Origin of the sequence: Acuticoccus sp. MNP-M23, from assembly GCF_031195445.1 — a bacterium.
Lineage (GTDB): Bacteria > Pseudomonadota > Alphaproteobacteria > Rhizobiales > Amorphaceae > Acuticoccus.
Map to the genome: position 1 here is coordinate 1 of NZ_CP133485.1, position 24,077 is coordinate 24,077.

At 64.4% G+C, this 24,077-nt stretch carries 20 protein-coding genes; 11 read left to right on the top strand and 9 right to left on the bottom strand.

Going from position 1 to position 24,077, the window contains the following annotated elements:
- Together RDV64_RS23630 and RDV64_RS23635 are read right to left on the bottom strand one after the other, a co-directional pair.
- Positions 1-1,999, bottom strand: a 1,999-nt coding sequence (locus RDV64_RS23630; RefSeq protein ID WP_309199786.1) for a glycosyltransferase, incomplete at its 3' end; no start/stop codon positions are given.
- Between the two features lie 14 nt (positions 2,000-2,013).
- The gene (locus RDV64_RS23635; RefSeq protein ID WP_309199787.1) at positions 2,014-2,958 is read right to left on the bottom strand and encodes an NAD-dependent epimerase/dehydratase family protein; all 945 of its coding nucleotides are present in this window, start codon (positions 2,956-2,958) and stop codon (positions 2,014-2,016) included.
- Between the two features lie 285 nt (positions 2,959-3,243).
- On the opposite strand from RDV64_RS23635, the gene rfbB reads away from it, so the two are divergent.
- Both rfbB and RDV64_RS23645 read left to right on the top strand, forming a co-directional pair.
- Complete coding sequence (gene rfbB, locus RDV64_RS23640; RefSeq protein ID WP_309199788.1) at positions 3,244-4,302, top strand: dTDP-glucose 4,6-dehydratase; 1,059 nt, start codon at positions 3,244-3,246, stop codon at positions 4,300-4,302.
- A 187-nt stretch (positions 4,303-4,489) separates the two neighbouring features.
- Complete coding sequence (locus RDV64_RS23645) at positions 4,490-5,689, top strand: hypothetical protein (RefSeq protein WP_309199789.1); 1,200 nt, start codon at positions 4,490-4,492, stop codon at positions 5,687-5,689.
- 23 nt (positions 5,690-5,712) lie between these two features.
- Here the strand turns inward: RDV64_RS23645 and RDV64_RS23650 are convergent, their stop codons facing one another.
- Positions 5,713-6,741, bottom strand: a complete 1,029-nt coding sequence (locus tag RDV64_RS23650; RefSeq protein WP_309199790.1) for a replication initiator protein A — start codon at positions 6,739-6,741, stop codon at positions 5,713-5,715.
- A gap of 465 nt (positions 6,742-7,206) precedes the next feature.
- On the opposite strand from RDV64_RS23650, the gene repA reads away from it, so the two are divergent.
- Together repA and repB are read left to right on the top strand one after the other, a co-directional pair.
- A complete protein-coding gene (repA, locus tag RDV64_RS23655; protein WP_375143858.1) occupies positions 7,207-8,475 on the top strand; it encodes a plasmid partitioning protein RepA in 1,269 nt (422 codons plus the stop codon).
- 192 nt (positions 8,476-8,667) lie between these two features.
- Positions 8,668-9,648 carry a plasmid partitioning protein RepB gene (gene repB / locus RDV64_RS23660; RefSeq protein ID WP_309199791.1) on the top strand — a complete coding sequence of 327 codons (981 nt, stop codon included), beginning with the start codon at positions 8,668-8,670 and terminating at the stop codon, positions 9,646-9,648.
- A gap of 7 nt (positions 9,649-9,655) precedes the next feature.
- Here the strand turns inward: repB and galE are convergent, their stop codons facing one another.
- Positions 9,656-10,663, bottom strand: coding sequence for a UDP-glucose 4-epimerase GalE (galE, locus tag RDV64_RS23665; protein ID WP_309199792.1), 1,008 nt, complete (start codon positions 10,661-10,663; stop codon positions 9,656-9,658).
- A gap of 291 nt (positions 10,664-10,954) precedes the next feature.
- Here galE and RDV64_RS23670 point away from each other — a divergent pair, with 291 nt between their 5' ends.
- The 4 genes from RDV64_RS23670 to RDV64_RS23685 are packed head-to-tail and all read left to right on the top strand — an operon-like array spanning position 10,955 to position 16,543.
- Positions 10,955-13,060, top strand: a complete 2,106-nt coding sequence (locus RDV64_RS23670) for a hypothetical protein (RefSeq protein ID WP_309199793.1) — start codon at positions 10,955-10,957, stop codon at positions 13,058-13,060.
- Positions 13,061-13,063: 3 nt separating this feature from the next.
- On the top strand, positions 13,064-14,386 hold the full coding sequence (locus tag RDV64_RS23675; protein ID WP_309199794.1) for a hypothetical protein: 1,323 nt from the start codon (positions 13,064-13,066) through the stop codon (positions 14,384-14,386).
- Complete coding sequence (locus RDV64_RS23680) at positions 14,370-15,326, top strand: glycosyltransferase family 2 protein (RefSeq protein WP_309199796.1); 957 nt, start codon at positions 14,370-14,372, stop codon at positions 15,324-15,326. The genes RDV64_RS23675 and RDV64_RS23680 overlap by 17 nt, the downstream gene beginning before the upstream one ends.
- A complete protein-coding gene (locus RDV64_RS23685) occupies positions 15,323-16,543 on the top strand; it encodes a glycosyltransferase (protein WP_309199797.1) in 1,221 nt (406 codons plus the stop codon). Before RDV64_RS23680 ends, RDV64_RS23685 begins: the two co-directional genes overlap by 4 nt.
- A gap of 51 nt (positions 16,544-16,594) precedes the next feature.
- Here the strand turns inward: RDV64_RS23685 and RDV64_RS23690 are convergent, their stop codons facing one another.
- From RDV64_RS23690 to rfbA, 3 genes are all read right to left on the bottom strand, one after another.
- Positions 16,595-17,242, bottom strand: a complete 648-nt coding sequence (locus RDV64_RS23690) for a recombinase family protein (protein WP_309199798.1) — start codon at positions 17,240-17,242, stop codon at positions 16,595-16,597.
- Between the two features lie 213 nt (positions 17,243-17,455).
- Positions 17,456-17,695, bottom strand: coding sequence for a hypothetical protein (locus RDV64_RS23695; protein ID WP_309199799.1), 240 nt, complete (start codon positions 17,693-17,695; stop codon positions 17,456-17,458).
- A 56-nt stretch (positions 17,696-17,751) separates the two neighbouring features.
- A complete protein-coding gene (gene rfbA, locus RDV64_RS23700; protein WP_309199800.1) occupies positions 17,752-18,618 on the bottom strand; it encodes a glucose-1-phosphate thymidylyltransferase RfbA in 867 nt (288 codons plus the stop codon).
- 393 nt (positions 18,619-19,011) lie between these two features.
- On the opposite strand from rfbA, the gene RDV64_RS23705 reads away from it, so the two are divergent.
- The 3 genes from RDV64_RS23705 (at position 19,012) to RDV64_RS23715 (ending at position 22,296) form a co-directional block, all read left to right on the top strand.
- Positions 19,012-19,731, top strand: a complete 720-nt coding sequence (locus RDV64_RS23705; RefSeq protein WP_309199802.1) for a class I SAM-dependent methyltransferase — start codon at positions 19,012-19,014, stop codon at positions 19,729-19,731.
- A gap of 306 nt (positions 19,732-20,037) precedes the next feature.
- Positions 20,038-20,661: a sulfotransferase family 2 domain-containing protein gene (locus RDV64_RS23710; RefSeq protein WP_309199803.1), complete on the top strand. Its 624-nt coding sequence runs from the start codon at positions 20,038-20,040 to the stop codon at positions 20,659-20,661.
- A 237-nt stretch (positions 20,662-20,898) separates the two neighbouring features.
- Positions 20,899-22,296 carry a hypothetical protein gene (locus RDV64_RS23715; protein WP_309199804.1) on the top strand — a complete coding sequence of 466 codons (1,398 nt, stop codon included), beginning with the start codon at positions 20,899-20,901 and terminating at the stop codon, positions 22,294-22,296.
- A 142-nt stretch (positions 22,297-22,438) separates the two neighbouring features.
- Here the strand turns inward: RDV64_RS23715 and RDV64_RS23720 are convergent, their stop codons facing one another.
- Positions 22,439-23,419: a hypothetical protein gene (locus tag RDV64_RS23720; protein ID WP_309199805.1), complete on the bottom strand. Its 981-nt coding sequence runs from the start codon at positions 23,417-23,419 to the stop codon at positions 22,439-22,441.
- An 86-nt stretch (positions 23,420-23,505) separates the two neighbouring features.
- Positions 23,506-24,077: rhamnan synthesis F family protein (locus RDV64_RS23725; protein ID WP_309199806.1), on the bottom strand; the 572-nt coding region annotated here is incomplete at its 5' end.

A 24,077-nucleotide genomic window follows, 5' to 3' on the forward strand; every position in this document is an offset into this window, starting at 1 on the left:
CATAACCCTCGATCTTGTCGGCCTTCTCTTCGGTATTGGTGGTGATCACCACCCGGTGGGCACAGCGGAAGGCGGCATAGTCGGCAAGGTCGGTGGCAAGGCTCTCCGGATAGTAGGCGTGGACGTGGATGGCATAGTCGCACGGCGGATGGGCAACCACCTCGCCATAGACGCTGGTCCGCTGGCGCGCGTGGATCCAGTTGTCCGAGGCCTTGAGGGCAGCATCCGCCTCGGTGCGATCGCGCCAGACGGCGAGGCGCCCGTAGCGGCGGATCTTCTCGAGTTCCTCCGGCCGGCCCGCCACAACGGTGTCGTAGCGGCCGGACAGGTTTTCCTCGGCATGGCCTTCCGCAAGGCGTTGCCTGAGGCCGGAGAGGATCGCGCCGAACACGGCGCCCGCCTCGATGCCGCTGGCTGCCGCATTGTCCGCAATCAGCTCGTGGGTGCCGGGCACGGCGACGAGGCCGTCCTTTTCCATCTTGCGCGGAAACGCCAGAAGCGCCCTCGATGCAGCGCCGAGGTCGCCATAGCCGACGCGCTCCATCATGGTGAAGTCCGCATAGCGCGCGTCGTCGAAACCGGATGCGCCGGAGAACATCAGGACGCCGGCGCCCATCTCCACCGCGTCGAACACCACGTTGGGCAGGGGGTCGAGCCGCGAGGACAGGAAGAGGACGTCCGCCGCGCGGCACACGTCATGATAATAGGGACCGGCCGGCACCACGAAGAGGTTGCCCCCCGGCTCGTTCACGCCGGCCTCGCGCAGATGCTTGTCGAGCCATACGCCGAACGAGATGTCCTCGTGGTTCACGCCGTCGCCGATCCACACGAACACCGTATCGGGATCCTGTGACCGGGCCTGAACCGCGGTCATGACGAACATGTCCGTGCCCTTGCGCCACTGGACGTGGCCGGCCCCGTAGACCACGCGGCGCTCGCCGAGATCCTCCCCGATCAGCGCCGAAAGATGCTCGCGCGCCGCCTCGTAGTCCGCCTTGTCGACCGTGCCCGTCTTCAGCGGGCTCTGCGGGATGATCTCCGAATCGCGCTCCACGTCGAAGTCGAGGTCGTGGAACACCGACATCCAGGAGTTTCGCACTGTTTCGGAAGAAAAAACGATCCTGTCGGCAAGCATCGCCGTGACGATATTCTTGTAGGGCGGAAGCGTATAATCCGTGAATTCGTGGATGTAGCAGGCGTACGGGATCTTGCGCTCGACGAGGAGCGGCTGGAACGGCAGGCATTCGACCGAATTCAGCACGGCAACCGTGATCTTGTCGGTGATCGCGGGGTTGAAGGTGTCGAATTCGTTGAACGGAGATTCGGTCCACAGGACGAACGAGCACGTGCGCACGAAGCGCGGCAGGAGCCGCCCGCCACGCAGGGCCGCCACCACCACGTTGTGGGACCGCGCGGCGCTGCGTGCCATCTGAAGCGCCACCATCGGCGCGCCGGTGCCGGAAAATTCGTGGGTGCAGATCAGGCAGGTCGGCTTGTCCGGATCGTAGGGGATTGCCCCCTGGCGGCTGTTCCGCCGCAGGTCGGCAAGAATGCGCCGTCCTTCGGTAACGCCGAACTTGATGTAGTGGACGAACGGATGGATGCCGCCGCCGGCAATGTCCGGATATGACTTGATGTAGTGCTCGAAGGAGAAGTCGGAGACGTACTTGTCGACCGGATCGCCCAGGACGATCAGCTCGAAGGCGAGCGCGAAGGCCTCGGGGTTGCCGGTGGCCATGGCATCGAGGAGTCGCTTGTCGCTGACCAGCGACAGGAGCTTGTCGTCGAGATTTTCCATTTCGGCGCGGGTGCGCTGATACAGCATCGTGATCCGGCCCTCGAAGCGGCCGTGGGTCTCGTAGTGGTTGCGCAGGTCCGCTTCGCCGGCAAGGTCGTTGTAGATCGAGCGGTAGAAAACGGGGTCGAAACGAAAATCCTCACGGCTCTCGTGCGGGGTTCCCTGCACTAACCCGCGCCAGATCTCATCAAGTTCGTTCATGTGAGGCGTCAGTCCTAAAGCATCAGGCGGTGGGCTTGGCGTAGCAGACCCTCGGCTGCCAGAAGACGGACGATGCCGTCCTTGAGATGAACGGAGGGCGTCCATCCAAGCCGCTCGCGCGCACGCGCGATGTCGAGCACGATGGATTTCGGTTCGGGCGCGAACACCGGCACGGTCTCGACCGGCATCGGGGTGCCGGACAGTTCGGCACACAGCGCCAGGAGCTCACGCACGGAAGTGCCGCGCCCGGCACCGATATTGACCGGGCCGACCCCGTTCGAGCGCATCGCAAGAAGGATCGCGCTCACGATGTCATCCACATGGACATAGTCGCGCTCGGACTCGCCGGTGCCATAGACCTTGAACGGCTGCCCTGCCTTCAGTGCGCCGATCATCGCGGGGATCACGCCGAAGCCCGGCTTCATCACCTGCCCCTCGCCATAGGCGTTGGCGACGCGCAGCATCGAGACCTTCATGCCGGTCCGCGCTGCAGCACCGAGGTGCATTTCCACCATCGCCTTCTCGAGGCCGTAATCGTTGAACGGGGCGAGCGGCATGTCCTCGTGGCAGGGCTCGCCCGGGTCGATGCCGTAGACGGTGCCGCCGGAGGAGAGGTAGACGAACCGGCCGCGAAATTCGCGGTTGATCAGCTCGTCGATCAGCCGGCTGTGGCCGCGCACCCGCACCATCACGTCGCGCGAGTTGACCAGCCGCCCGCGCCCGCGGGAGATAAGGTTGATGATGACATCCTGGCCGCGCAGGATCTCGAGGTCGAGTGCGTCGATGTCTTCCATCGGCACCGGCGGGGCGATTCCCGCAATATCCGACGCCTCGGTCTGGGGCCGTGCGGTCCAGGCCACTTCGACACCGGGTTCTGCGGCCAGCGCCCGAACCAGCGCCTTGCCGATAAATCCGGTACCGCCGAGGACAAGAACCCTGAGAGGTGTGTCTGCTGTCATCGTCATGCCTCATCGGCTGCTGGCATTGGTCGCCTCCGCATGTCCTCGCGGCTGCAAGATTCGAAGTCAAGGATGCCTGTCGGACAGAGCACTACGAGGCTTGAGGGCTACAATCCCATCAACAGACCACAGGCATTCGTTCCAATTCGAAGGCAAACAAATTTTTCAGAATATCGAACCCTGCCGGCAAGGTTCGGGCCAGATCGTGGGGCCGTGTCAATTTACTTTACGCTCATCGCGCCCTATCGAACCTTCCGGCGTTATCAAACCGAAGGGGTGCTGCCCGTGAAAATTCTCGTCACCGGAGGAGCCGGCTTCATCGGTTCGGCCGTTTGCCGCCACCTCATCAACAACACAGATCACAGCGTCGTGAACCTCGACAAGCTGACGTACGCGGCGAACCTCTCCTCGCTACAGGAGATCGCGTCGTCGAACCGCTATCGTTTCGTCAAAGCAGATATCTGCGACCGGCAGACCGTGGCGGACCTTCTCGCCGAGGAACAGGTCGACGCGATCATGCACCTGGCGGCCGAGAGCCACGTCGACCGTTCCATCGACGGTCCGGGCGAATTCATCACGACCAACATCAACGGCACGTTCGAGCTTCTGGAAGCTGCCCGCGCCTACTGGATGGGCCTCCCCGCAGAAAAGCGCGATGCCTTCCGCTTCCACCACATCTCCACCGATGAAGTGTATGGCGACCTGCCGCTGGACGGCGGCCTCTTCACCGAGGAGACTCCCTACGAGCCGTCCTCGCCCTATTCGGCCTCCAAGGCGGCGTCCGACCATCTGGTGATGGCCTGGCACCGCACCTACGGGCTGCCGGTGGTGATGTCGAACTGCTCCAACAATTACGGGCCCTACCACTTCCCCGAGAAGCTCATCCCGCTGATGATCCTCAATGCGCTGCACGGCGAGAAGCTGCCGGTCTACGGCCGCGGCGAGAACGTGCGCGACTGGCTTTACGTGGACGACCACGCCCGCGCGCTGGAAATGATCGTGACGCGCGGCGAGCCGGGCAGGACCTACAATGTCGGCGGCCGCAACGAGCGCTCCAACCTCGATGTTGTCCACGCCATCTGCGACACGGTCGACGAACTCGCCCCCTCGGACACCCCGCGGCGCGACCTCATCACCTACGTCACCGATCGCCCGGGCCACGACCTGCGCTATGCCATCGACGCCACGCGCCTGGAAACCGAGCTCGGCTGGAAGGCCGAGGAGACGTTCGAGACGGGTTTGCGCAAGACGGCCGAGTGGTATCTGGCCAACGAGGCCTGGTGGCGCCCGATCCGCGCGCAGCGCTATTCCGGCGAACGCCTTGGCGCGAAGAACGCAGGCTGAGCGGTCGATCACGATGCGATGGCCGGCGCTTCTGACGCCTTGGCGCGGAAACACGGTGACCCCGCCTGCTACCTTGCGGTTTCGACATTTGTTTTGAACGCGATGCAGGAGCGGAGTGGCCAGAACGAATTCGATCGCCACTATAGCTTAGGTAAAACTATCGATGAAATGCTTCATAAATATTGGGATGCACAAGACCGGAAGCAGTTCCATTCAAGCGACCATGGCAAAAATGGCAACAAAGGACCCGCTCTATGTCCTTCCAAACCCAGCCAACAATTCCGTGCCGCTTGCCGCTATTTTTGAAGAAAACCCTCGCGGACTTTTCAAGCACAGGTCTAAAAGACAAGACCCTGAATATACTTCAAAAATAATCGAACAATGGAAAAACTCCATCGATGAAACGCTGAGTTCCTGTAACGCACGTTCCGTTGTTTTTTCGGCCGAGTATCTGAGCGTCGCGTCGCATGAGGCGATAGAGAGAATGCGTGATTATTTATCACGATATTGCAGCTCAATACAGATAATCGGCTATGTTCGCCCGCCTGTGCCCTGGATCAACAGTGCATTTCAGCAAAGATCCAAGAACCGCGCGGTGAATAATTTTCAGGAACTTATTACTCTTCGAGACTATCGAAAAGTGTTCGAAAAATTCGATAAAATATTCGGGGTGGAGAATGTTTCTCTTGTGGTTTTTGATCGAAAAACCCTGAAGGGAAATGACGTCGTTCTGGATTTCGCGCACAGAATTGGTTTTCCGCTAAACCATGAAGACGTTGTCCAGGCAAACGAATCGATGAGCCTTGAGGCTGTATCCCTATTATATGCCAAGAGGTTTTTTGGATCCCCCATGAACTGGGAGAATCCGAATTCGGCGAAGGCTTATGCTCGTTTTCTTGATAAACTTCGTGGCCTGGGAAAGCGGAAGGTTTCGCTGGCGGAGTCCCTCGTGGCTCCGCTGCTTGCTGATCACCAAGATGACATTGACTGGATGGAACAGCGGGTCGGAGCCTCGCTTCGGGGCGAAACGGACTTTGCGGCTGATGCAATAGGCGGAGAAGAGGATCTCATCGCAGTCGCGCTGTCTTCGGCCAGATTGCTGGACGAAATCGAACCCGGCCTCGCCCCTCGTGATCCGACCCTCGAATCAGTAACGGCGGCCCTCGATAAACTGTACGGGATCTGCCTTGCGCAGGTCGGCGGCGCAACGCGCGACGACACGATCGTCACGAGTTTCGCAAGAGCGCTGGAGCAGACGTATGGTGCGACTTCGCCCAACCATACCGAAGGCCGCGGGGCATCTTACGTGGACCTTTCGCGATCCATCATGAATGATCTGCGCAAGCAGGGGTTCGTGGTGCGAGCCAAACAGATGTCGACAGACTGATCGCATCCGGCCGGCGCTCCCGCTCACCGCAGCGGGGCGCGGGCGTGCCTTGCCTTGCAAAAGCCGATGAAGGCCCTGTCGGGGTGCTTGACGGGGGTGCCCTGGTCGGCAGCGTAGGCCTGCCACTCGGCGTGGAGAAAGTGGACGTCGTAGCCGGGCGCGGCCTTGCGGGCGGCCTCGAACGTGGCGGGGGCAAGCGCCAGATGGCCCGCCGCGTCCGGGCGGGACGGGCGCCGCACGCGTGAACCTGCCGTCCCGCGCCGCTCGAAGCGCACGATGTCACCGTCGAGGCGGATGCTGTAGTCCGGCATGTGGCCGTGCGCCTCGTCGTGGCTGATGATTGTCGAGACAAGGCGGCGGAACTCCTTGGGGGTGGAGTTGGAGCCGCACTTCTTCTGCAAAAGCTCCAGCGAGATCCGCCATTCGGGCTGCATCCCGCAGTGCTTGCGGGCAAGCTCGTAGATCCGCCGCTCCAGAGGTTTGCGCAGGCGGAAATAGTCGCGGTGCAGCGTCAGGACCTCGTTCGCCTCGATGGCGTTGAACACCCAGTCCGACAGCGTGATCTCCACCTCCTGCATCCGCCCCTCGCGCGTTTCGCGGATGATCCGCGCCCGGTCGATCAGGCTGAAGACGTCGAACTGCTCGGAGCCGCCGGTGACGAGGTTGGTCTCGATCTGGGTGCCCTGGAGGCGTCGCAGCGCCGCCTTGAGGCCCTCGTAACCCTGGCCGTTGGTCATCCGGTTGGTGGCCTTGAGAAGGTCGTGGGCGTGGAGCGTCAGCTTGCGAGAGACCGGCCGCCCCTCGTTCAGCGCCGCCATCAGCTGGCTGATGCAATAGATCAGGACATCGCGGTCGTGGACGGTGGCGAGGCCGTCCGGCGAGGGTTTGATCTCGACGAAGCTCCTGTTGTGCTCGTAGCGGCGGCGGCGAAAGTCCGGCTTCGTCGACAGCGAGAAGATCGGGTGCTCCATCGAGGCCATGTCGCCCTTGGGTGCAGCGTTGAAGATATCGCAGACGAAAAGGTCCCGCTGCCCCACCCGGTCCGGGAGCAAGGGGGAGCGGTCACGGCCCGCACCTTGATTCGATATTTCACCCACCAGCGGATTATCGATATTTCACCCACCGCTGACAAGCGAACCGCTTCGATATTTCACCCACCGCCGAGGCCTGAAAAGGGTCCGACGCTTTCGATATTTCACCCACCAACCATCGACATTTCACCCACCATTTTTCGATATTTCACACACCCGTTAAATTTATTTAAGTCCGTTCCATCAATAGGTTGAGGCGCCGAAATTCCAGCGTAACACCTCTATAACCCATTCTAACACTCAGACGCGGCGCTTCCGGCAACCGGCAGCGCCGCGAACAACGGCATCCCAATGCCCCGAAAAGAACGCTTGAAACTCCCGGAAAAGACGCATGCCCGGGTTGGATCGACCGAAAGAGGGGCGAAAGATAACGCTGCGTTAGGCATTGGCCGGCCACTGCTATTCACGCAAAACGGAGGCGTTCGCGTGAATAGCAGTGAACAGGGCCCTGAAACGATCAAGCCCGCTCCTTCCCGCAGGAAGGCCTCACGCGGCCGCACGGCCGCACCCAAAACAGCCAGTTTCGATACGATCGCCGCTGATGCCGAAACGCTCAGCGCCCAGATCACGCGTCTGCGCGACCAGCTCTTTCATCCCGAAACACGCAAAGAGCTGCGGCCCTTTTCCAGTGCGGAAGCAGCAAAGCTCCTCGGCGTCACCGATTCGTATCTCCGACACATGGCGCGCAGCGGCGAAGGACCGGAGCCGGAACGCCTTGGCGGCAACCGCCACGCCTACCGGCTCGAACAGATCCATGCCCTGCGCGAGCAGCTTGCCCGCAAGGGGGGCGCGAAGGCGAAAGTGATCCTGCCGGGCCGCCCCGCCGGCGAGCCGGCACAGATCATTGCCGTCGCCAACTTCAAGGGCGGCTCGGGCAAGACGACGACCACGATCCACCTCGTCCAGCATCTCGCGATGCGCGGCTTCAAGGTGCTGGCGGTCGACCTCGACCCGCAGGCGTCCCTCTCCAGCCTTCTCGGTTACCAGCCGGAGACCGATGTCGGCAGTGGCGAAACCCTTTATGGCGCGATCCGCTACGACGATCCCCGCCCGATCGGCGAAGTGATCCGGCCGACCTATTTTGCCGGCCTCGACCTCGTCCCCGGCAATCTCGAGCTCCACGAGTTCGAGCACGAGACGCCGCGGGTGCTCGTGGAGGACGGACCGCAGACACCGTTCTACACCCGCGTCGCGACCAGCCTCGACGCCGTTTCCCGCGACTACGACGTGATCGTTCTCGACTGCCCGCCTCAGCTCGGCTTTCTCACCCTCGGCGCGCTGTGCGCGGCAACCGGCGTCCTCCTCACCATCCACCCGCAGATGCTCGACGTTGCGTCGATGAGCCAGTTCCTGCTGATGACCGCCGACCTGATGGACGTGGTCCGCCGCGCCGGCGCCAACGTGGAGTTCGATTTCTTCCGCTACGTCTTCACCCGCTACGAGCCGCGCGACGGCCCGCAGGCGCAGGTGACCGCGTTCCTGCGCAACCTCTTCGCCGACCGCGTCCTCACCAATGCGATGGTGAAGTCGACCGCGATTGCCGATGCGGGCCTTTCCAAGCAGACCCTTTACGAGGTCGGCCGCGAGGGGATGACAAGGACGACCTACGACCGCGCGATCGAGAGCCTCGACGCGCTGAACGGCGAGATCGAGGATCTGATCCGTGCCGTCTGGGAGGCCCGCGATGCACGCTGACGCGACCGGAATGGCGCCGACAGAAGAGGGCGGAGACCATCGGTTGTCAGGTGACAACGCGCGATGGTTGTCACCTGACAACACCCCCTTGATGACGCCGCTCCGGACACGGTTGTCAGCTGACAACAAGACGGCGGAAACGATTGCCAACACCCGGTTGTCAGCTGACAACCATTGTGCGCGGAGAGAGCCATGACCAAGCGACGTCTCGCCATGGAAAAGCTGCTCGCGGTCGATCCGGCCCAGCCGAAGGCGCCGGCAAAGACCGGTGCGCCGCAAGTCTCGGTGATCCGCTCCGGCGCCGTCCGGACCATGGGCCTTGCCCTCGACCAGATGCGCGAGGATCGCAAGGGCCCCGCCTCGGGCGAGCGGATCGTCGACCTCGACCCGGCCCTTTGCGACCCGTCCTTTGTCCGCGACAGGCTGAGCGAGAATGCGCCCGGCGATCCGGACCCCGGCGGGATCGAAGCCCTCGCCGGCAGCATTGCCGAGGGCGGGCAGGCGGTCCCGATCCTGGTCCGCCCGAACCCCGACGATGCGGGCCGCTACCAGATCGCCTACGGACACCGCCGCTGGCGTGCGTGCCAGTCACTCGGCCGTCCGGTCCGCGCGATCGTGCGGCCGCTGTCGGACGACGACCTCGTCGTCGCGCAGGGGCGCGAGAACAACGCGCGGCGCGACCTGTCCTTCATCGAGCGCGCCCATTTCGCAGCGGCGCTGGTCGACCGCGGACTGTCGCGCAAGACCATCGGCGCAGCGCTCGGCGTCGACAAGTCCGAGCTTGCCCGTCTCCTTGCTGTCGCAAATGGTCTGCCGGATGGCCTTGCCGAAGCGATCGGCCCTGCCCCCAAGGCTGGCCGCCCCCGCTGGCTTGCCCTCGTCGACCTGTGCAAGGGCCCCGGTGCCAAGACGGCGCTTGCCGCCGCCAGGGCCGCACAGGACCGCCCCAGCGACGCCCGCTTCAAGGCTGTTTTCGACGCTTTCGCCAAACCCGCCAGCGCCCCGCACCGCCTTCAGCCGAAACCGGCAAAAGGCCTCCCGGCGCAGGTAAAGACGGAAAATGGCCGGACGGTCATCACCATCGAGGGTGACGACGTCAGGGGATTTGGCGCCTTCGTGAACGATCGCCTGTCAGACCTTTTCAAGGAATATTCTGCAAGCCGGCGCCCGTAGCGAGGTCTCAGGCGCCGCCGCGGTTCGCAAGCGCGCGGTAGGCGTTCTGCCGGTGCTCGGTCATCCATGCCCAGGTGGTGGCGATGATCGTGTCGAGGTCGCTGTGCCGGGGGGACCAGCCGAGGGCGGCGGCGGCAGCAGCGGTGTCGGCGACCAGGCGGGGCGGGTCGCCGGGACGCCGTGGCGCAATCTGCACCGGTACCGGCCGGCCGGTGATCCGCTCGGCGGCCGCCAGCATCTCGCGCACGCTGTAGCCTGTGCCGCTACCAAGGTTGTAGGCCTGCAACTCGCCGGGAACGAGGCGGGAGAGGGCGGCAAGGTGCGTTGCGCCGAGATCCGTCACGTGGACGTAGTCGCGCACACAGGTGCCGTCCGTGGTGGGGTAGTCGTCTCCGAACAGCTGGATCTCGGGACGCATTCCGGCGGCGGCTTGCAGGATCAGCGGCACGAGGTGGGTCTCGGGGACATGCTCCTCGCCGAGCTCGCCGTCCGGGTCCGCGCCGGCGGCGTTGAAGAAGCGCAGGACCATCGGCGCGATCCCGTAGGCGCTCGCATAGTCGCCGAGGATCTCCTCCACCATCAGCTTGGTGCGGCCGTAACAGTTGATCGGCGCCTGCGGCATCCCCTCCACCAGCGGCATCGCATTGCGCGCGCCGTAGGTGGAGCAGGTGGAGGAGAACACGATTTTCCCGACGTCCGCTGCCCGCATCGCGTCGAGAACGCTGATGCTGCCGGAGACGTTGTTGCGGTAGTAGATGTCCGGACGGACGGCGGATTCGCCCACATAGCTGCGCGCCGCGAAATGAAGAACCGCCTCGATCCCGTGCCGGCGCATCACCCCGGCGAGGGTGGTGGTGTCGCCGATGTCGCCATATTCGAACGGGCCCCACTTCACCGCCCACAGGTGGCCGGTGGACAGGTTGTCGTAGACCACCCCCTCGTGCCCGGCCGCAGCAAGCGCCTTTGCGGCGTGGGAGCCGATGTAGCCGGCGCCGCCGGTGATCAGGACTTTCATGGCCTCTCCGATGTTCCGGCGCAGCGTTGGCGCGGGACGGCGCGGGCGGTGGCGGGGCCGTTTGTGCCGGGCTCGCCGGGGGCGGTATTGAAGACGCCACCATTTCGGGTCATGCGGGGTTCGTTCCATATCGGCGCTGTGCCGCTCGCCGGCCGCGCGGCTATATGGCACCTCGGTGCCGTCCCGTACACTCCGGGTGTGCATCAGCCTCGCGAAACGGCGCCGGCTGGACTAAGACTGGGGCGGCGGTGCACTTCGGGCCGAAGATGCTGCGGGACGAACGGGGCGAACATGGTGCTTGGTGACGGTTTGCAAGAGGGCGGCGACACGGTCGACCTGGTGGTGATGCCGGTGCGCGGAACGCCGGACGTCCTCCTGGAACGCCTGGGCGCGCTCGCCGAACGCGCCGGGTTGAAGATGGGCCTTGCCGAGGCGCCGGCGCCGCTGCCTGACGAAGCCTGCCACATGGTCCTCTTCTACCGGTCGGCCGCGCTTGCCATTGCCGAGGCGGTCGGGGACGGTGCGGTGCCGTCCGCCGCCCTGGAGGAGTGGATCGCGCAAACCGATGCGATGCTCGCCATTGCCGACGAACTCGGCAGTGCCGCCTCGCTGGTGGACGTTGCGGCGCCGGGTCCGGGGCTCGACCTTCTGGCCCGCGTCCTCGGTGCCGAGCCGCCGGAGGGGGAGGCCATGGCCGCGCCTGAAAGCGCCGACCCCGTCCTCCTCGCCCTTGCCGGCGCGGCGCTTGCCGGATCCGAATCCGCCCGCCGCCTCACCGCGCGGATTGCGGCCATTGCCGGCCCCGGCGCCACCCCCGAGCCGGCGACCGATCCCGACGCCGCGTTCGCCCGCTATCGCGCGCTCCTGTCGCAATCCGTCATGCCGGAACCGGCCGGCCTTGGCACCGAGGCTGGCGACCACCTGAAGGCGGAACTCGCCGAACTTGCCGCCGAGCGCGATGCACTGCTGGAGCAGCTTGCCGAAACGCAGGATGCTCTGGTGGCAAGCTACACCGAGCACCGTGTCCTGCGCCGCCAGGTGATCGCGCTCGGCCGCGAGTTCTCCAACCCCGCCTTCTACGGCCTGGAGCATGTCAGCCCCGAACGCCCGTTCCGCTGGTTCGGCCGCGAGGCCGAAGCATTCGTGCCGACGCTCGTGGCATGCGACCGTCCGGTGCGCGTCACCGTCCACATCGAGCTTGCCGTCAGCGACATGGCGCTGGACGGCTTCGAGATCGGCGCGGACGGCGTTTATGCCGAGGAGACCACGACGGAGCGGCTTGCCAACGGCAGCTTTCACAAGAGTGCGGTCATTCCCGCACGCGAGACCGAGAGCCGCTATACCCGGCTTGCCCTGTCGCTGCGGGCGCGCGAGCGCAAGGACATGGAAGAATTCGGCGACCCGCGCACCCTGTCGGTTGGTGTCTCCAGCATCACGGTGGCCGAGCTCGGCGAAGAGATCGAGATTCCGGAACTGCCGATGGAAGGGCCTTTCCGCCAGTCCATCGTGTTCGACGAGCGGGTCAACAGCCCCGCCTTCTACGGCCTGGAGCGGCGCCCCGGCGACAACCTGCCGTTCCGCTGGATGGGGCGGACCGAGAGCGGCGAGGTGCCGGTGCGGCTGCCGTCCGGGCGAAAGGTGCGCGTGTCGGCGTTCATGCCGATCGTCATCAACGAGGCCGCGTTTGCCGGCTTCACCTTCGGCATCAACGGCCATTTTGCGGAAGAATACGAGACCGAGCGCACCTCGGACGGGATGGCGATCAAGCGTGCCGTCTTCACCGTGCCCGGCGAACCGGACGGGCCGCTCGCGCCGGGGCGCATCAACCTTGCCGCCGCCTCCCGCACCGACATGTCGGGCAAGGGGGATGCGCGCCTTCTTGCCATCGGCCTTCACAGCCTGGAGCTGGAAGAGGTGGCGGAAGCGGATGCCGGCGAAACCGGGATCGAGGCCGACGCCGAGAACCAGCCGGACGGTGCGCTGCGGGTCCTGACCGCGCAAAAGCACTTCGACCATCCGGCATTCTACCATCTGGAGCGGCGCGACGACCAGATGATGTTCCGCTGGATGGGCCGGGAGGACGACCAGGACTTTACCGTGAGCATCGCACGCGACCGGCCGGTGCGCGTCACCGCACACATTGCCCACGCCATCGACAAGGCCGCGCTCGAAGGCTTCCAGATCGGCATCGAGGATGCGTTCGCGTCGGACTACGAGCTGGTGCTGCCGCCGGAGGGCGGCGCGATCAAGAGCGCCACCTTCACGCTTGCCAATCCGGCGGCGCAAACGCCGGTGCGGCTTCAGCTGCGGCTGAAGAGCAAGGTGGACCTTTCGGACAGGGGCGATCCGCGCACCCTCGGGGTCGCCCTGTCCAAAATCGTCGTGCGCCAGGTCTGACGCGTGACGCTTCCCCTTCTCGTCACCTCCCTCAACCCGTTCGCCAGGCTTGCCCACCAGCTGCGCTGCCTGGAGGCGTGGGCCGCGCTCGGCCTTGAGGTGCGCACGGCCAACACCGGGGCGGAGGCCGAACGGCTCGTGGCGGCGGGTGTCTCTCGCGCTGCAATCATCGAGCTTGACGAGGCGGACACCGGGGCTGCCCTTTACGGCAAGCCCGTGCCGCGGATCGCACCGCTTCTCAGGAGGCTCGGCGAGGACCCCGAGCGCGCGGTCCTTCTCGTCAATTCCGATATTTATCCCGCCATGCGCAGTGCCGAGGCGGTGCGCTTCTGGGCAGCGCAAGCCCCCGCCCTGGCGCTGACGCGGGAGGAATGCGCGACGCTGGAAAGCCACCGCTTTGCCGCGAACACCCCCTATCGCAACGGGCTCGACGCCTTCCTGTTCAGCCCGCGGGCGCTCAAGGCCACCAACATGATGCTGGCCGAGATGCCCGTCTCGGCGCAGATGGCGTTCGGCATTCCGGGCTGGGATTTCCTGCTGGGCGCCGTGGTGCGCTCGCCCTTCGTCGGCGGCCGGCTGATGGACAGCGGCGTTCTCCTCCACGAGATCCACGAGACCACCTACGCCAATGTCGACGCCTTCGCCCCCTACCTGCCGGCGATGCACGACCTCGACGCGGCGACCACCTACACCGCCACGCAAGCGGCCCGCGAGTTCCACAGGATCATCGTGGCCGAGTGCGCGGCAGCCACCAGCCTCTCCCGCCTCGCCAAGGCGCAATTTTATCGCGCGCCCAAACCGGCCGCGCCGTCGGATGCCGCACGCAGCATCGCGCTGCGGCTTTGCGAGCTCGCCCCGTTCGTCGGCTGGAATTATGATTTTGCCGCCCTTGTCGCCCTGGCGGACCGCCGGATCCGGTCCGGGCAGCAGGAGTTGTCAGCTGACAACCGGGCCGGGGCGGGCGCCGATTTCGGGGCGGTGCAGAACTTCTTTCGGACCGGACCGCTGGGGCACCGCCTTGCCGAGGACCTGCTCGCCGCCCTTTGCCACCTTGCCTGCCGCGAGCGCACCGCCCCTGTGCGCACCTATCCGGCGCAGACCCACCACGCGCTGAAGCTCGAAACCGCCATCAGCACCACGCGCGACGACCCGGATGCGCGGCGCGCGGCCCTTGCCGCGCTCTTCGTGGCGGATCTTGTGGAAGAGGGTGTCTTCAACGCGGCGCTCTACAAGGTTCTGGCGCTGTCCTGCCAGAACGATGGCGAGCGGGCGATCCTTGGCGCCCTGTTGGACCTTTGCGGAGATGTACATGACGACGCTGCCTGAGCCGCTGACGCGGGCGGGGGTCCTTCCCTGGGAGGCGGGCCTCAAGCTGGAGCCCGCCGAAGAGACCCTGCCGGGCCTTTCCATCGTGATCCCGATCTACAATGCCGGCGATTTTCTGGAGCGCACGATCCGCAGCCTTCTGGGCAACGACCTGACGGGCGTGGAGATCATCGTGATGGACGGTGGCAGCACCGACAACACGGCCGAGATTCTCGCCCACTACGAGGGCACGTTCGCGACCGTGGTGTCGGAGCCGGACGAGGGCCAGTCCGACGCGCTCAACAAGGGGTTTGCCCGCGCCTCGCACGATATCCTGCACTGGCTGAACGGGGATGACGTGATCCTCCCCAACACGCTGAACGCGGTGCGCCGCGCGTTTCGTGACACCGACGCCGACCTGGTGGTGGGCGACGCCGCGCTGACCGAGATCGACCTTTCGGTGATCCACCAGAGCCGGCAGAGCCCGGACCGGCTCACCTTCGAACGGCTGAAGGACTATTCGGCCAACCACCTCATCCAGCCGAGCGTGTTCTTTTCGCGCAAGGCCTGGGAGGCGGCCGGCCCGCTGAAGGCCGAACTCGAATATGCGATGGACGCCGACCTGTTTCTGGCGATGGCGGCGCAATTCCCGATCCGTCACGTGGCGCGCGAAATCGCCTACAGCGTCTACCACGAGGGCTGCAAGACGCGGAAGAAACGCGCCGAATCCATTGCCGAACTCGCGATGGTCCAGGCCCGGCACGGCGCGCTGGACGAGGCGGGACGCACGCTTGCGATGCTGGTCGATCTCTACAACCAGTCCGCGGGGGAGGGCGAGGCAAAGCCCGGTTACGACACCGGCGACTACGGGGTTCTCCTCAAGCGGATGACCGCGCTGGAGGCCGAGGTGGAGAAGAACCGCGCGCTCACCCTCGCGCAGGACCTGAAGCAGACAAGATGAGCACATCCCCGTCCGGCACCGACGCACGCCAGAGCGTTGCGATCCTGTCGAGCGCGCCCGTGGGCGGGGCCGGCATTGCCGCCCGGCGCCTCGCCGACGCGCTGATTGCCCACACCGACCTCGACGTCGACTTCCTCGATGGCGCGGCGCTTGGCGAATTCTTGCCGGACGACGTCGCCCCCAAGATCAGCTACAGCAACCGCATCGTCAGCGATGTGCACTTCTCGGTGGAGTTTCCGGGCTTTGCGCGCGGCTGGCTGGTGGAGATGCTGAAAGGGTACGACCTCGTCAACATCCACTGGGCAAGCACCATACTCAGCCTTGCCGAGATCGATGCGGTGACCCGCACCGGCCAGCCGGTTGCCTTCACCCTCCACGACTTCAACTACGTGTCCGGCGGCTGCCATTATCCGGGGCCTTGCGAGCGGATGGCGACGGGCTGCCACGCCTGCCCGCAGATCGACCGCACCCTTGCAGGGCTCGACGTGCCGCCCCGCCTCTACCGGATCAAGGCCGGGATCTTTGCGCGCGAGAATGTCCACCTGACGGCGCCGAGCCACTATGTGCGCGACAGGGCAGTGGCAAGCGGCATCGTGCCGGAGGCGCGCGCCCACGTGGTGCGCAACCCTTACGCCCCGCTTGAGGCGCCGCTGGTGCGCGGCGCGGACGCGCCTTTGCGCCTTCTCCTGATTGCCGACTATCTCAGCGAGCGGCGCAAGAACATGGCGCTGGCGCTGGACGCGCTCGCCCTCCTGTCGCGGGACGGTGCGCCTCTGGTGGTCGACCTCGTCGGCCATGGCGACAGCGCGGTGCGCAAGCTCCTGGACGCCACCGGCGTTCCCTACGTGGCGCACGGCCGGATCACCGACCATGCGGTGATCACCGAAGTCTACCGTGGTGCGGACATCCTTCTCACCGCCTCTTCGGAAGACAACTGGCCCAATATCCTTGTGGAGGCCGGCGTTTATGGCGGTATCCCCGTGGTGGGGCCCGGCCATGGCTGCGCCGAGTTCGTGGAGGCGTTCGGCTTCGGCGAGATCGCGGCGGACTACAGCGCGAAGGCGTTTGCAGCGGCGATCGCCCGCGCCATCGACGCGCGCACCCCGGCCGCCGTGGAGGCCGCCATCGCCCAAATCCGGGAGGCCCACGATCCGGCGGCGATCGCCGGGACGTTTGCGCAGATGTTCGCATCGCCGAGGGCAGTCCGCGGCGTCTGAGCGAATTATTCTGAACGCCGTCCACCCGTGCCTTGCGGGAGGGGCAAGGTTCTACGCCAACCGCGTTTTTGTGCTCCGGCCCGGAGCCTTGGCGTTAAGGACCCTCTCGCCATTTTCGCGCAGTGAGCCGTCGGGTCCGACGTAGCGATAAAGAGTGACGGGTTTGATGCCGAGCTCGGCGGCAAGTTCGCTGACGGAGGTGTCCCGGTTGGCCATCGCGGCCTGGGCGAGGCGGATCTGGGCCTTGGTGAGGGCGAATTTTCGCCCACCCGTGCGTCCGCGGGCACGCGCGGCGGTGAGACCGGCCATGGTGCGCTCGCGGATGAGCTCGCGCTCGAACTCGGCAAGCGAGGCGAAGATGCCGAACACGAGCCGTCCGCCTGGCGTGGTGGTGTCGATCTGTGCGCCCTGCCCGGTGAGGATTTTAAGGCCGATGCCGCGCTCGTTCAGGCTGGCCACAATCTCGACCAGGTGCGCGAGCGAGCGCCCCAGACGGTCCAGCTTCCAGACGAGCAGCACATCGCCTTCGCGCAGCGCCTTGAGGCAGGCCGCCAGTCCGGGCCGCTCGGCGAGCTTGCCGGAGGCCTGGTCCTCGTAGATCGTTTCGGGGGCGGCGCCGGCCTGCAAAAGGGCATCGCGCTGCAGGTCGAGCGACTGGCTGCCATCGGCCTTCGACACGCGCATGTAGCCAACCAGCATCGTCGTCACTCCTTGCGGGGGCGCGCGGACGCGTGTCGCAAACGGTCGTTTGAGGATGCGACACGCCATGTGACCGCCAGGTGGCTCCCGGCGTTATTTATCTCATATCGTATTCAAAGATTCGTAAATCTATGTCGTCGGGTGATGGACGCGAGGAGGACACGGCGCGCGAGGCCGCCGCACGGCAGGAACGCCGGCGGCGGCTGAAGGGGATCAGGGGTTCGCGGCTTCCTGCGGCTTGATCCGTTCCATGTTGAAGCCGTTATAGTCCAGATGACGCATGATCTTTCGGGCTTTCAGGGCCCAGTCATCTGCTTCTTCTTCCCACTTGGACTGGATTTTCTCCTGCCCCTTCGGGAGACTTCCTTCCTGCATCACCCACCAGATGCAATTTGCAAAAGCGTACAAGTCGGATTCACTGATCTGTATTTCAGGTTTCTGATCATTTGCCATATTCAGCCCCAATAATGCTGTGTTCAGGTGAATGCGAAGAGTTTAAATCAGCTCAGTTACTTCCCCAGAAGCTCCAGAAGGTAGGCGCCGTAGCCGCTCTTTTCTTGTTCCCGCCCAAGCGCGGCGAGTGCTTCGTCGCCAAGCCAGCCCTGCCGCCAGGCGATCTCTTCGGGACAGGCGATCCGCAGGCCCTGACGCTGCTCGAGCGCGCGGATGTACATGGCGGCATCCACGAGGGAATCGTGCGTGCCGGTGTCGAACCAGGCGTAGCCCCGGCCCATGGTCTCGGCATTGAGGTCGCCGCGTTCCAGGTAGGCGCGGTTCACGTCGGTGATCTCGAGCTCACCGCGGTGCGAGGGCTTCACCGCTGCGGCGATGTCGAGGACGTCGTTGTCGTAGAAATAAAGGCCGGTCACCGCGTAGTTGGATGGGGCCACCTCGGGCTTTTCGAGGATGTCGTCCGGCTTGCCGTCGGCGCCGAAAGACAGGACGCCGTAACGCTCCGGGTCCTTGACATAATAGGCGAAGACCGTTGCCCCGGTCTCCCGGCCTGCGGCGGCGAGAAGGAGCTGGTCGAGGCCGTGGCCGTAGAAGATGTTGTCGCCGAGGACCAGCGCAACGCGATCGTCGCCGACGAAGTCGCGGCCGATGATGAACGCCTGCGCCAGGCCTTCTGGCTTGGGCTGCTGGGCGAACACGATGTTGATGCCCCACGCGCTGCCGTCGCCGAGAAGGTTCTCGAACAGGGGCGCGTCTTCCGGCGTCGTGATGATCAGGATATCCTTGATCCCGGCCAGCATCAGCGTGCTGATCGGGTAATAGATCATCGGCTTGTCGTAGATCGGCAGGAGCTGCTTCGAAATCGCCTTGGTGATGGGGCGAAGCCTGGTGCCGGAGCCACCCGCGAGAATAATTCCCTTCATGATGCTCGTGCCTTCGTATTCGTTGCGACAGGCAAACTCATGCTACTCTCCGGGTAGGACGTCTTACTGGTTGCTGGCGTTTTTCGTCTTCGCAGGCATCGTCAGGCCGACTCGAATCCAGCAATGCTTGCTGGACCCTGGAGGCGCCCCATCAGGAACATGTTCCGATAAGCTGGCATTTGACGGTTCGAAGCCTCCGAAAGCTTGTCCGAATTTCAAATTTGACCTTCGTTTTGCCACCGGTGGTCGTCTAACCCACGCCGGAGAAGACGGCAAGGCACGAATATGGGCAGGGCCGTCCATATTCGCGTCGGCTTCGGACCTGTATGGGTTAGGAATTCGCAGGAGCCCGCAGGCTCCTGGCAGGGGCACTTCACGCAAGACGGATCCGACATGACCCATTGGCAGGCGCACCCCGAGACGGCAGCGCAGGAAATGCACGAGGAAGGTTCGCCCGGCTGGACAGCGTTCAGGCGCCAGAGCGGTGTCGTCACCGCCGCTCTCCACAGCAAGCTCCTCGATCATGTGCCTGCCGCGGGGATGACACCCGGCACGGGCCGCATTCTCGAATTCGGCGCCGGGATCGGCGGGGTCGCGCTCGACCTTGCCGGCCGGAGCGGGATGCCGAGCGATGCGTGCGACGTGAACGGGGCGGCGATGAGCTATCTCGCCGCGCAGCTTCCGGGCACCCGCTGCCGCACCGTCCCGGCCGCGCCGCCGCTCCCCTATGCGGACGAAAGCTTCGATGCGCTTTACGCAATCTCGATCTTCCCCCGCCTTGCCGAGGCGGATGGCCTTGCCTGGCTCGCCGAGTTCGCCCGGGTCCTGAAGCCGGAGGGCGCCGCGCTGATCTCGCTGCGCGGTCCGGCCGCCGTCGCCCTCGCGCTGAAGAGCGCGCCGCCGGGCTTGCCGAGGGTCACGGTGGACGACCTGGAACGCTCCGGCGTGATCGTCGCTGCGGGCGCGGCCCTTCCCGGCGGCGGGCACCTTGCCGCCCACAGCCATGCCTACGTCACCGGCGTCTTCGGCAAGATCCTGGCGGTCGAGGCGATCTACCCGGGGATTGTCGGCGGCAACGAGGACTTCGTTGTCCTGCGCAAGCGCGAACCATAATTCCAGCAAGGAGCGCCCGGAATACGGAAAACATGACGGGCCATTCTAGAGCGCGATGAATAAAATCCGTCGCCATGATGTTATATTTCTCGGGAGAAAGATTGAATATCAAGACGCCTGCATGGTCAGCCGGCGGGTGTCGCGGCCGACACGGCGGCCCACCCGGCAGCGGTTGGTCCTCGATCCTGAATGAAGCGCAAGAGGCCCGATGGTTGCATCTTTACGAGCCATCTGGTTTGCGAGAGTAGGCCGGGCGGAGATGACCGGGTGAATTATTGCCGATTGGCAGATAGTTGGAACTGACAGATGCCATTCGTTGAATTCGACGGTTTTCGTCTTCTGTTCATCCATATTCCGAAGGCAGGGGGCTCGTCGGTCGAGACCTGGATGCGGACGCTTGGCGAGCTGCAATTCTGGTCCCCCAGCCTCATCCCTCCCGCGCTGAAATGCACGCCGCAGCACCTGCGGCGCATGGAGATCGACCAGCTCTTCAGCCGCAACTATTTCGACTACGGGTTTGCGATCGTGCGCAATCCGTTCACGAGGATCGCGTCGGAGTACCGGATGCGGGCGATGCTGGCCCAGGAAGGGGCAATGCCATTCCCCGAATTCGGCCCGTGGCTGGAGCACAACCTGACGCTCGCCCGGAACAACTCTTTCCATCTCGACAACCACCTTCGCCCGCAGTGGCAGTTCACCGGCAACCGGACGACGCTGATGCGTTTCGAGGACGGGCTCGAAACCATCATCGCGACCGTGTGCAAGCATATCGGCCGGACGCCGCCCGAAACCGTGCCGCACGAACTGTCTTCGAAGGGGTTGGGCAAGGCCATCGAGTGGGACACGTCCTCGATCGTGCATGTGGCGGAAACCTACCGGTCCGATTTCGAGCGCTTCAGCTACTCGATCCACGAACCACCACCCGACTGAGGGATCCCCGGCCACCGGGGTTGTCGAGGATTTCACGGAGCGTTTGCGGGGCAAGATTGGCCCTTTACCCTCAAACCTCAAGGCAATAGAGGACGCACGTGTCTTGAATGGCAGGGCTGACATGATCGACGAGACCAGGTTCGGCAGCATGCCCGCAAAGCGCGTGCGTGTTGAAACGGCGCGCGCCGGACGGCCTCGCCAAGGCTGCCGGATGCGCCCCATGGCAGGAGCTATTCGATGAAAGCCTTTCTTCACATCGGGATGCCGAAGACCGGCACCAGCTCCATTCAGGAAACGCTGGCCAAGGCGCGCATCCAGAACCCGTTCTACCTGCTGCCGGAGCACCCCAACCATTCCGGGGCGGTCCGCTACCTGTTCGAGGGCAAAGGCTGGTCCAAGGATTCCAAGCTGAAGAATGCCAGCGACGCCACGGTCGCAAAGCGCCGGGCAGAATATGCGGACGAGCTCCAGCAATCGTTGAAGGAGGCCGACGGCCGGCCGGTCGTGTTCTCGGCCGAACGGCTCAGCAGTATCAGGCGCCCCTGCGTGGAGGCGGTTGCGGAGTATTTTCGCAAATATTGCGATGATATCCGTATCATCGGATATGTACGCCCTCCCCGGTCCTGGACGACGAGTGCACTGCAACAGAACATCAAGGGTCTGCACCGGCCGGAATTCGACCAGAGCCTGATGAAGTGGGCGGACTATCGCGGGAAATTCCAGAAATACGATGACATCTTCGGCCGCGAGAACGTCCAACTGATCAAGTTCGACAGGGCCTCGCTCAAGGGCGGGGACGTTGTTCTCGACTTCTGTGATCGCATCGGCGCCATCGTCGATCCCGCCGACCAAGTGTTCGAGAATGATACGCTGAGCCTCGAAGGCACCGCGCTTCTCTACGTCAAGCGCAAGTTCGGTGAAGACAACTGGATGGACCGCGGGTCCGGGCCCGCCCGCAATGCATTTATCGCGGCGTTGAAGGGGATCGGCAGCACCAAGCTTGCCCTCGCCCCCTCGCTGTTCGATCCGCTCCTGGAGGCAAATCGCGCCGACGTCGACTGGATGGAAGAGCGGCTGGGGGAAAGCCTGGCTGAATCCTCTCACGCATCCGCGGGCGCCATCACCGGTGAGGAGAGCCTGCTGGAGGCCGCAATCGGGGCGGCCCCGATGCTCGACCTGATCCGCGAAGGTCTTGCACCCTCGCAGCCGACGCCTACCTCCATTGCGAAGGCACTTGACGCTCTTCTCAAAGAAAGTTTCGCTGCAACTGCGAACGAACGTGCTAAAAGACGCCCCAGAGCCGTTCGGCGACTGGCAGCGGCTGTGCAGGACTCGCCTGAAGCCGGCCAGCGCACCAGTGGTCATGCGGACGACGTTTCACGGAGAGATTCCATGACTGATACCAACGACAACGAAGCTGAATCTGGCAATAACGTCCGCTCAGCGCTCGCACGCGCCATGTGGCGGGTGAAGTGCAAGGAAGAGGGCCGCGACTTCGCGACCAGCGAAGAGCGCAAGAATGCTTACAAGGCCGAGCGCAAGTCCGTTCTGCCGCAGGCGGGCCGTCTCCTGAAACAGCTCGACAAGCAGGGCTTCACCATTTCCGCCAAGGAAGGTGCAACGCAGGACGCCTGAGGCGCCCTCGTTCAACATGAGAAAGTCCGCATCGGTGTCATGCCGATGCGGACTTTTTTTGCGCGCTCCGAGGAGGCGCCGGCTACAATCGACCAGCGCCGTAATCTGTCTGCCGACCCCCTGGAACGAGAAATGCTCTGACCTAAGCCTTCCGGTCCTCGATCTCGTTTTCCAGCTTCTGGATCCGGGCTGCTTGCAGGAAGGTGATCTCGATCAGATAATCGAGGATCCGGTCGCGCAGGGCGTCCTTGTCGACGGTACGCCCGTCGCCGTCGCTTTTGCCGTCAAGCTCGATCCCGATATTCTCGCGTACATAATCGAACAGGGGCGCGCGGCCATCGACAATCGCGTCGAGCCCGTCATGCTCGAAGCACAGCCGGGCCATTTCCTCGACCGAGCGGACCTCGTGTCCCGACCCGAGCACCACACGGCGGAACCGCTCCGGCATAACCGGCTTGGGGAAGCGGTTGTTGAACATGGCCTGCAGAACCATCTCGGCCGGCTCCGAGCGCTCCAGGCTTCGCTCGCCCGCCGGGAGTGGAATGCCGATCACCTCCGAAAAGTCCGCCACCACGTCGATCGACTTGGTGTGCTTGCGCACCACCAGGATATCGCTGAAATTCTGGTGCCAGGCGCGGATCCCGTTGTACTGGCCGATGAGGAGCTTGGCGCGCTCGCCGAATGGCTGGATCGGACCCGGATAGGTCTTGTGCCGGATGCCCCACTGGGCGAACGCCGAGGGAAGCCACTCGCGCGCCGGGCGCATGTAGGCAATCAGCTTGATGTTGGCATGCGGGCGCAGGGCATCGATGAACGGCTTCAGCCCGTCGCCTTCGCCGAAAAAACCTTCGTTCGACATGATGAAGGTGTGCGCTCCGGAGTTCCGCTCGATGTCCGCAAGGGCTGACAGGAAGGTGCCGGCGGCAGCCTCTTTCGCCTCCGGCGGGATGTTGCAGAAATCCTTCAGCCCCTCATGGCCGCGGAAGCGCGGCGCGATCATGTCGAACCACATCCCCAGATAGTGGGCGTTGTGCGGAGCCAGCGCCTTGGTCCCGGTCTGCAGGGCACGCTGGATCGAACTCGTGCCGGTCTTGCCCATGCCGATGTGGAAGATGATGTCCATGGATAGTGTCCAAACTGCGACGCGAGGGGGGTCTGCCTCAGTAGTTGATTTGGCAGAGCGGAGCCAGACTGCGATTTTGCAGAATCTTACCCGCGTTTCTGGTCCGCCTTTTCCAGATAGATCGTTTCGAGCTCTTCGACCGCGGCCATGGCGGGCCACAGCCGTTCGATGAAGTGGAACTCGGTGCCGTCGTTGGCGATGGGCTCGTTGGGCCAGGGATAGGACGCCGGGAACAGCGTTCTCATCGCGCCGACCACCCGAGCCTTGGTCCAGAACATGTTGCCGATCGGAAACAAGATCGGATGGGCTGGCAGCGGCGCCGGCAGATGCTGCTCGAAGCGGCTGATGAGGCGGACCGAACCCGTCCAGCCGAGAATGTTGGGATCGAACGCGGTGACGAGGCCGACATCCTTCCGGCTCGCGATCGGGATCGCGTTGGACAGGGCATCGGCGTTGCCCAGAATGATGCGCATCAGGAAGTCGCGCCACACGTCGCCGGGGCTGTTGGCGCCCAGCGCGAGGGATTTCTTGAGGTGAACATGGCACCACAGGTCGTCGGGAGCGTGCTCCCCTTCGTCGAACAGCTCGATGAAGGGAAGGATGTCGCGGCCGCGGTTGCCGACGAGCTTCACCTCGACAGGGATGCCGGCCTTCCTGC

Excerpts from the sequence above, each read along its gene's own strand:
- RDV64_RS23635 (WP_309199787.1), bottom strand. The coding sequence starts at position 2,958 with ATGACAGCAGACACACCTCTCAGGGTTCTTGTCCTCGGCGGTACCGGA.
- RDV64_RS23645 (WP_309199789.1), top strand. The coding sequence starts at position 4,490 with ATGCACAAGACCGGAAGCAGTTCCATTCAAGCGACCATGGCAAAAATG.
- repB (WP_309199791.1), top strand. The coding sequence starts at position 8,668 with ATGACCAAGCGACGTCTCGCCATGGAAAAGCTGCTCGCGGTCGATCCG.
- galE (WP_309199792.1), bottom strand. The coding sequence starts at position 10,663 with ATGAAAGTCCTGATCACCGGCGGCGCCGGCTACATCGGCTCCCACGCC.
- RDV64_RS23670 (WP_309199793.1), top strand. The coding sequence starts at position 10,955 with ATGGTGCTTGGTGACGGTTTGCAAGAGGGCGGCGACACGGTCGACCTG.
- RDV64_RS23680 (WP_309199796.1), top strand. The coding sequence starts at position 14,370 with ATGACGACGCTGCCTGAGCCGCTGACGCGGGCGGGGGTCCTTCCCTGG.
- RDV64_RS23685 (WP_309199797.1), top strand. The coding sequence starts at position 15,323 with ATGAGCACATCCCCGTCCGGCACCGACGCACGCCAGAGCGTTGCGATC.
- RDV64_RS23690 (WP_309199798.1), bottom strand. The coding sequence starts at position 17,242 with ATGCTGGTTGGCTACATGCGCGTGTCGAAGGCCGATGGCAGCCAGTCG.
- RDV64_RS23695 (WP_309199799.1), bottom strand. The coding sequence starts at position 17,695 with ATGGCAAATGATCAGAAACCTGAAATACAGATCAGTGAATCCGACTTG.
- rfbA (WP_309199800.1), bottom strand. The coding sequence starts at position 18,618 with ATGAAGGGAATTATTCTCGCGGGTGGCTCCGGCACCAGGCTTCGCCCC.
- RDV64_RS23705 (WP_309199802.1), top strand. The coding sequence starts at position 19,012 with ATGACCCATTGGCAGGCGCACCCCGAGACGGCAGCGCAGGAAATGCAC.
- RDV64_RS23710 (WP_309199803.1), top strand. The coding sequence starts at position 20,038 with ATGCCATTCGTTGAATTCGACGGTTTTCGTCTTCTGTTCATCCATATT.
- RDV64_RS23715 (WP_309199804.1), top strand. The coding sequence starts at position 20,899 with ATGAAAGCCTTTCTTCACATCGGGATGCCGAAGACCGGCACCAGCTCC.
- RDV64_RS23720 (WP_309199805.1), bottom strand. The coding sequence starts at position 23,419 with ATGGACATCATCTTCCACATCGGCATGGGCAAGACCGGCACGAGTTCG.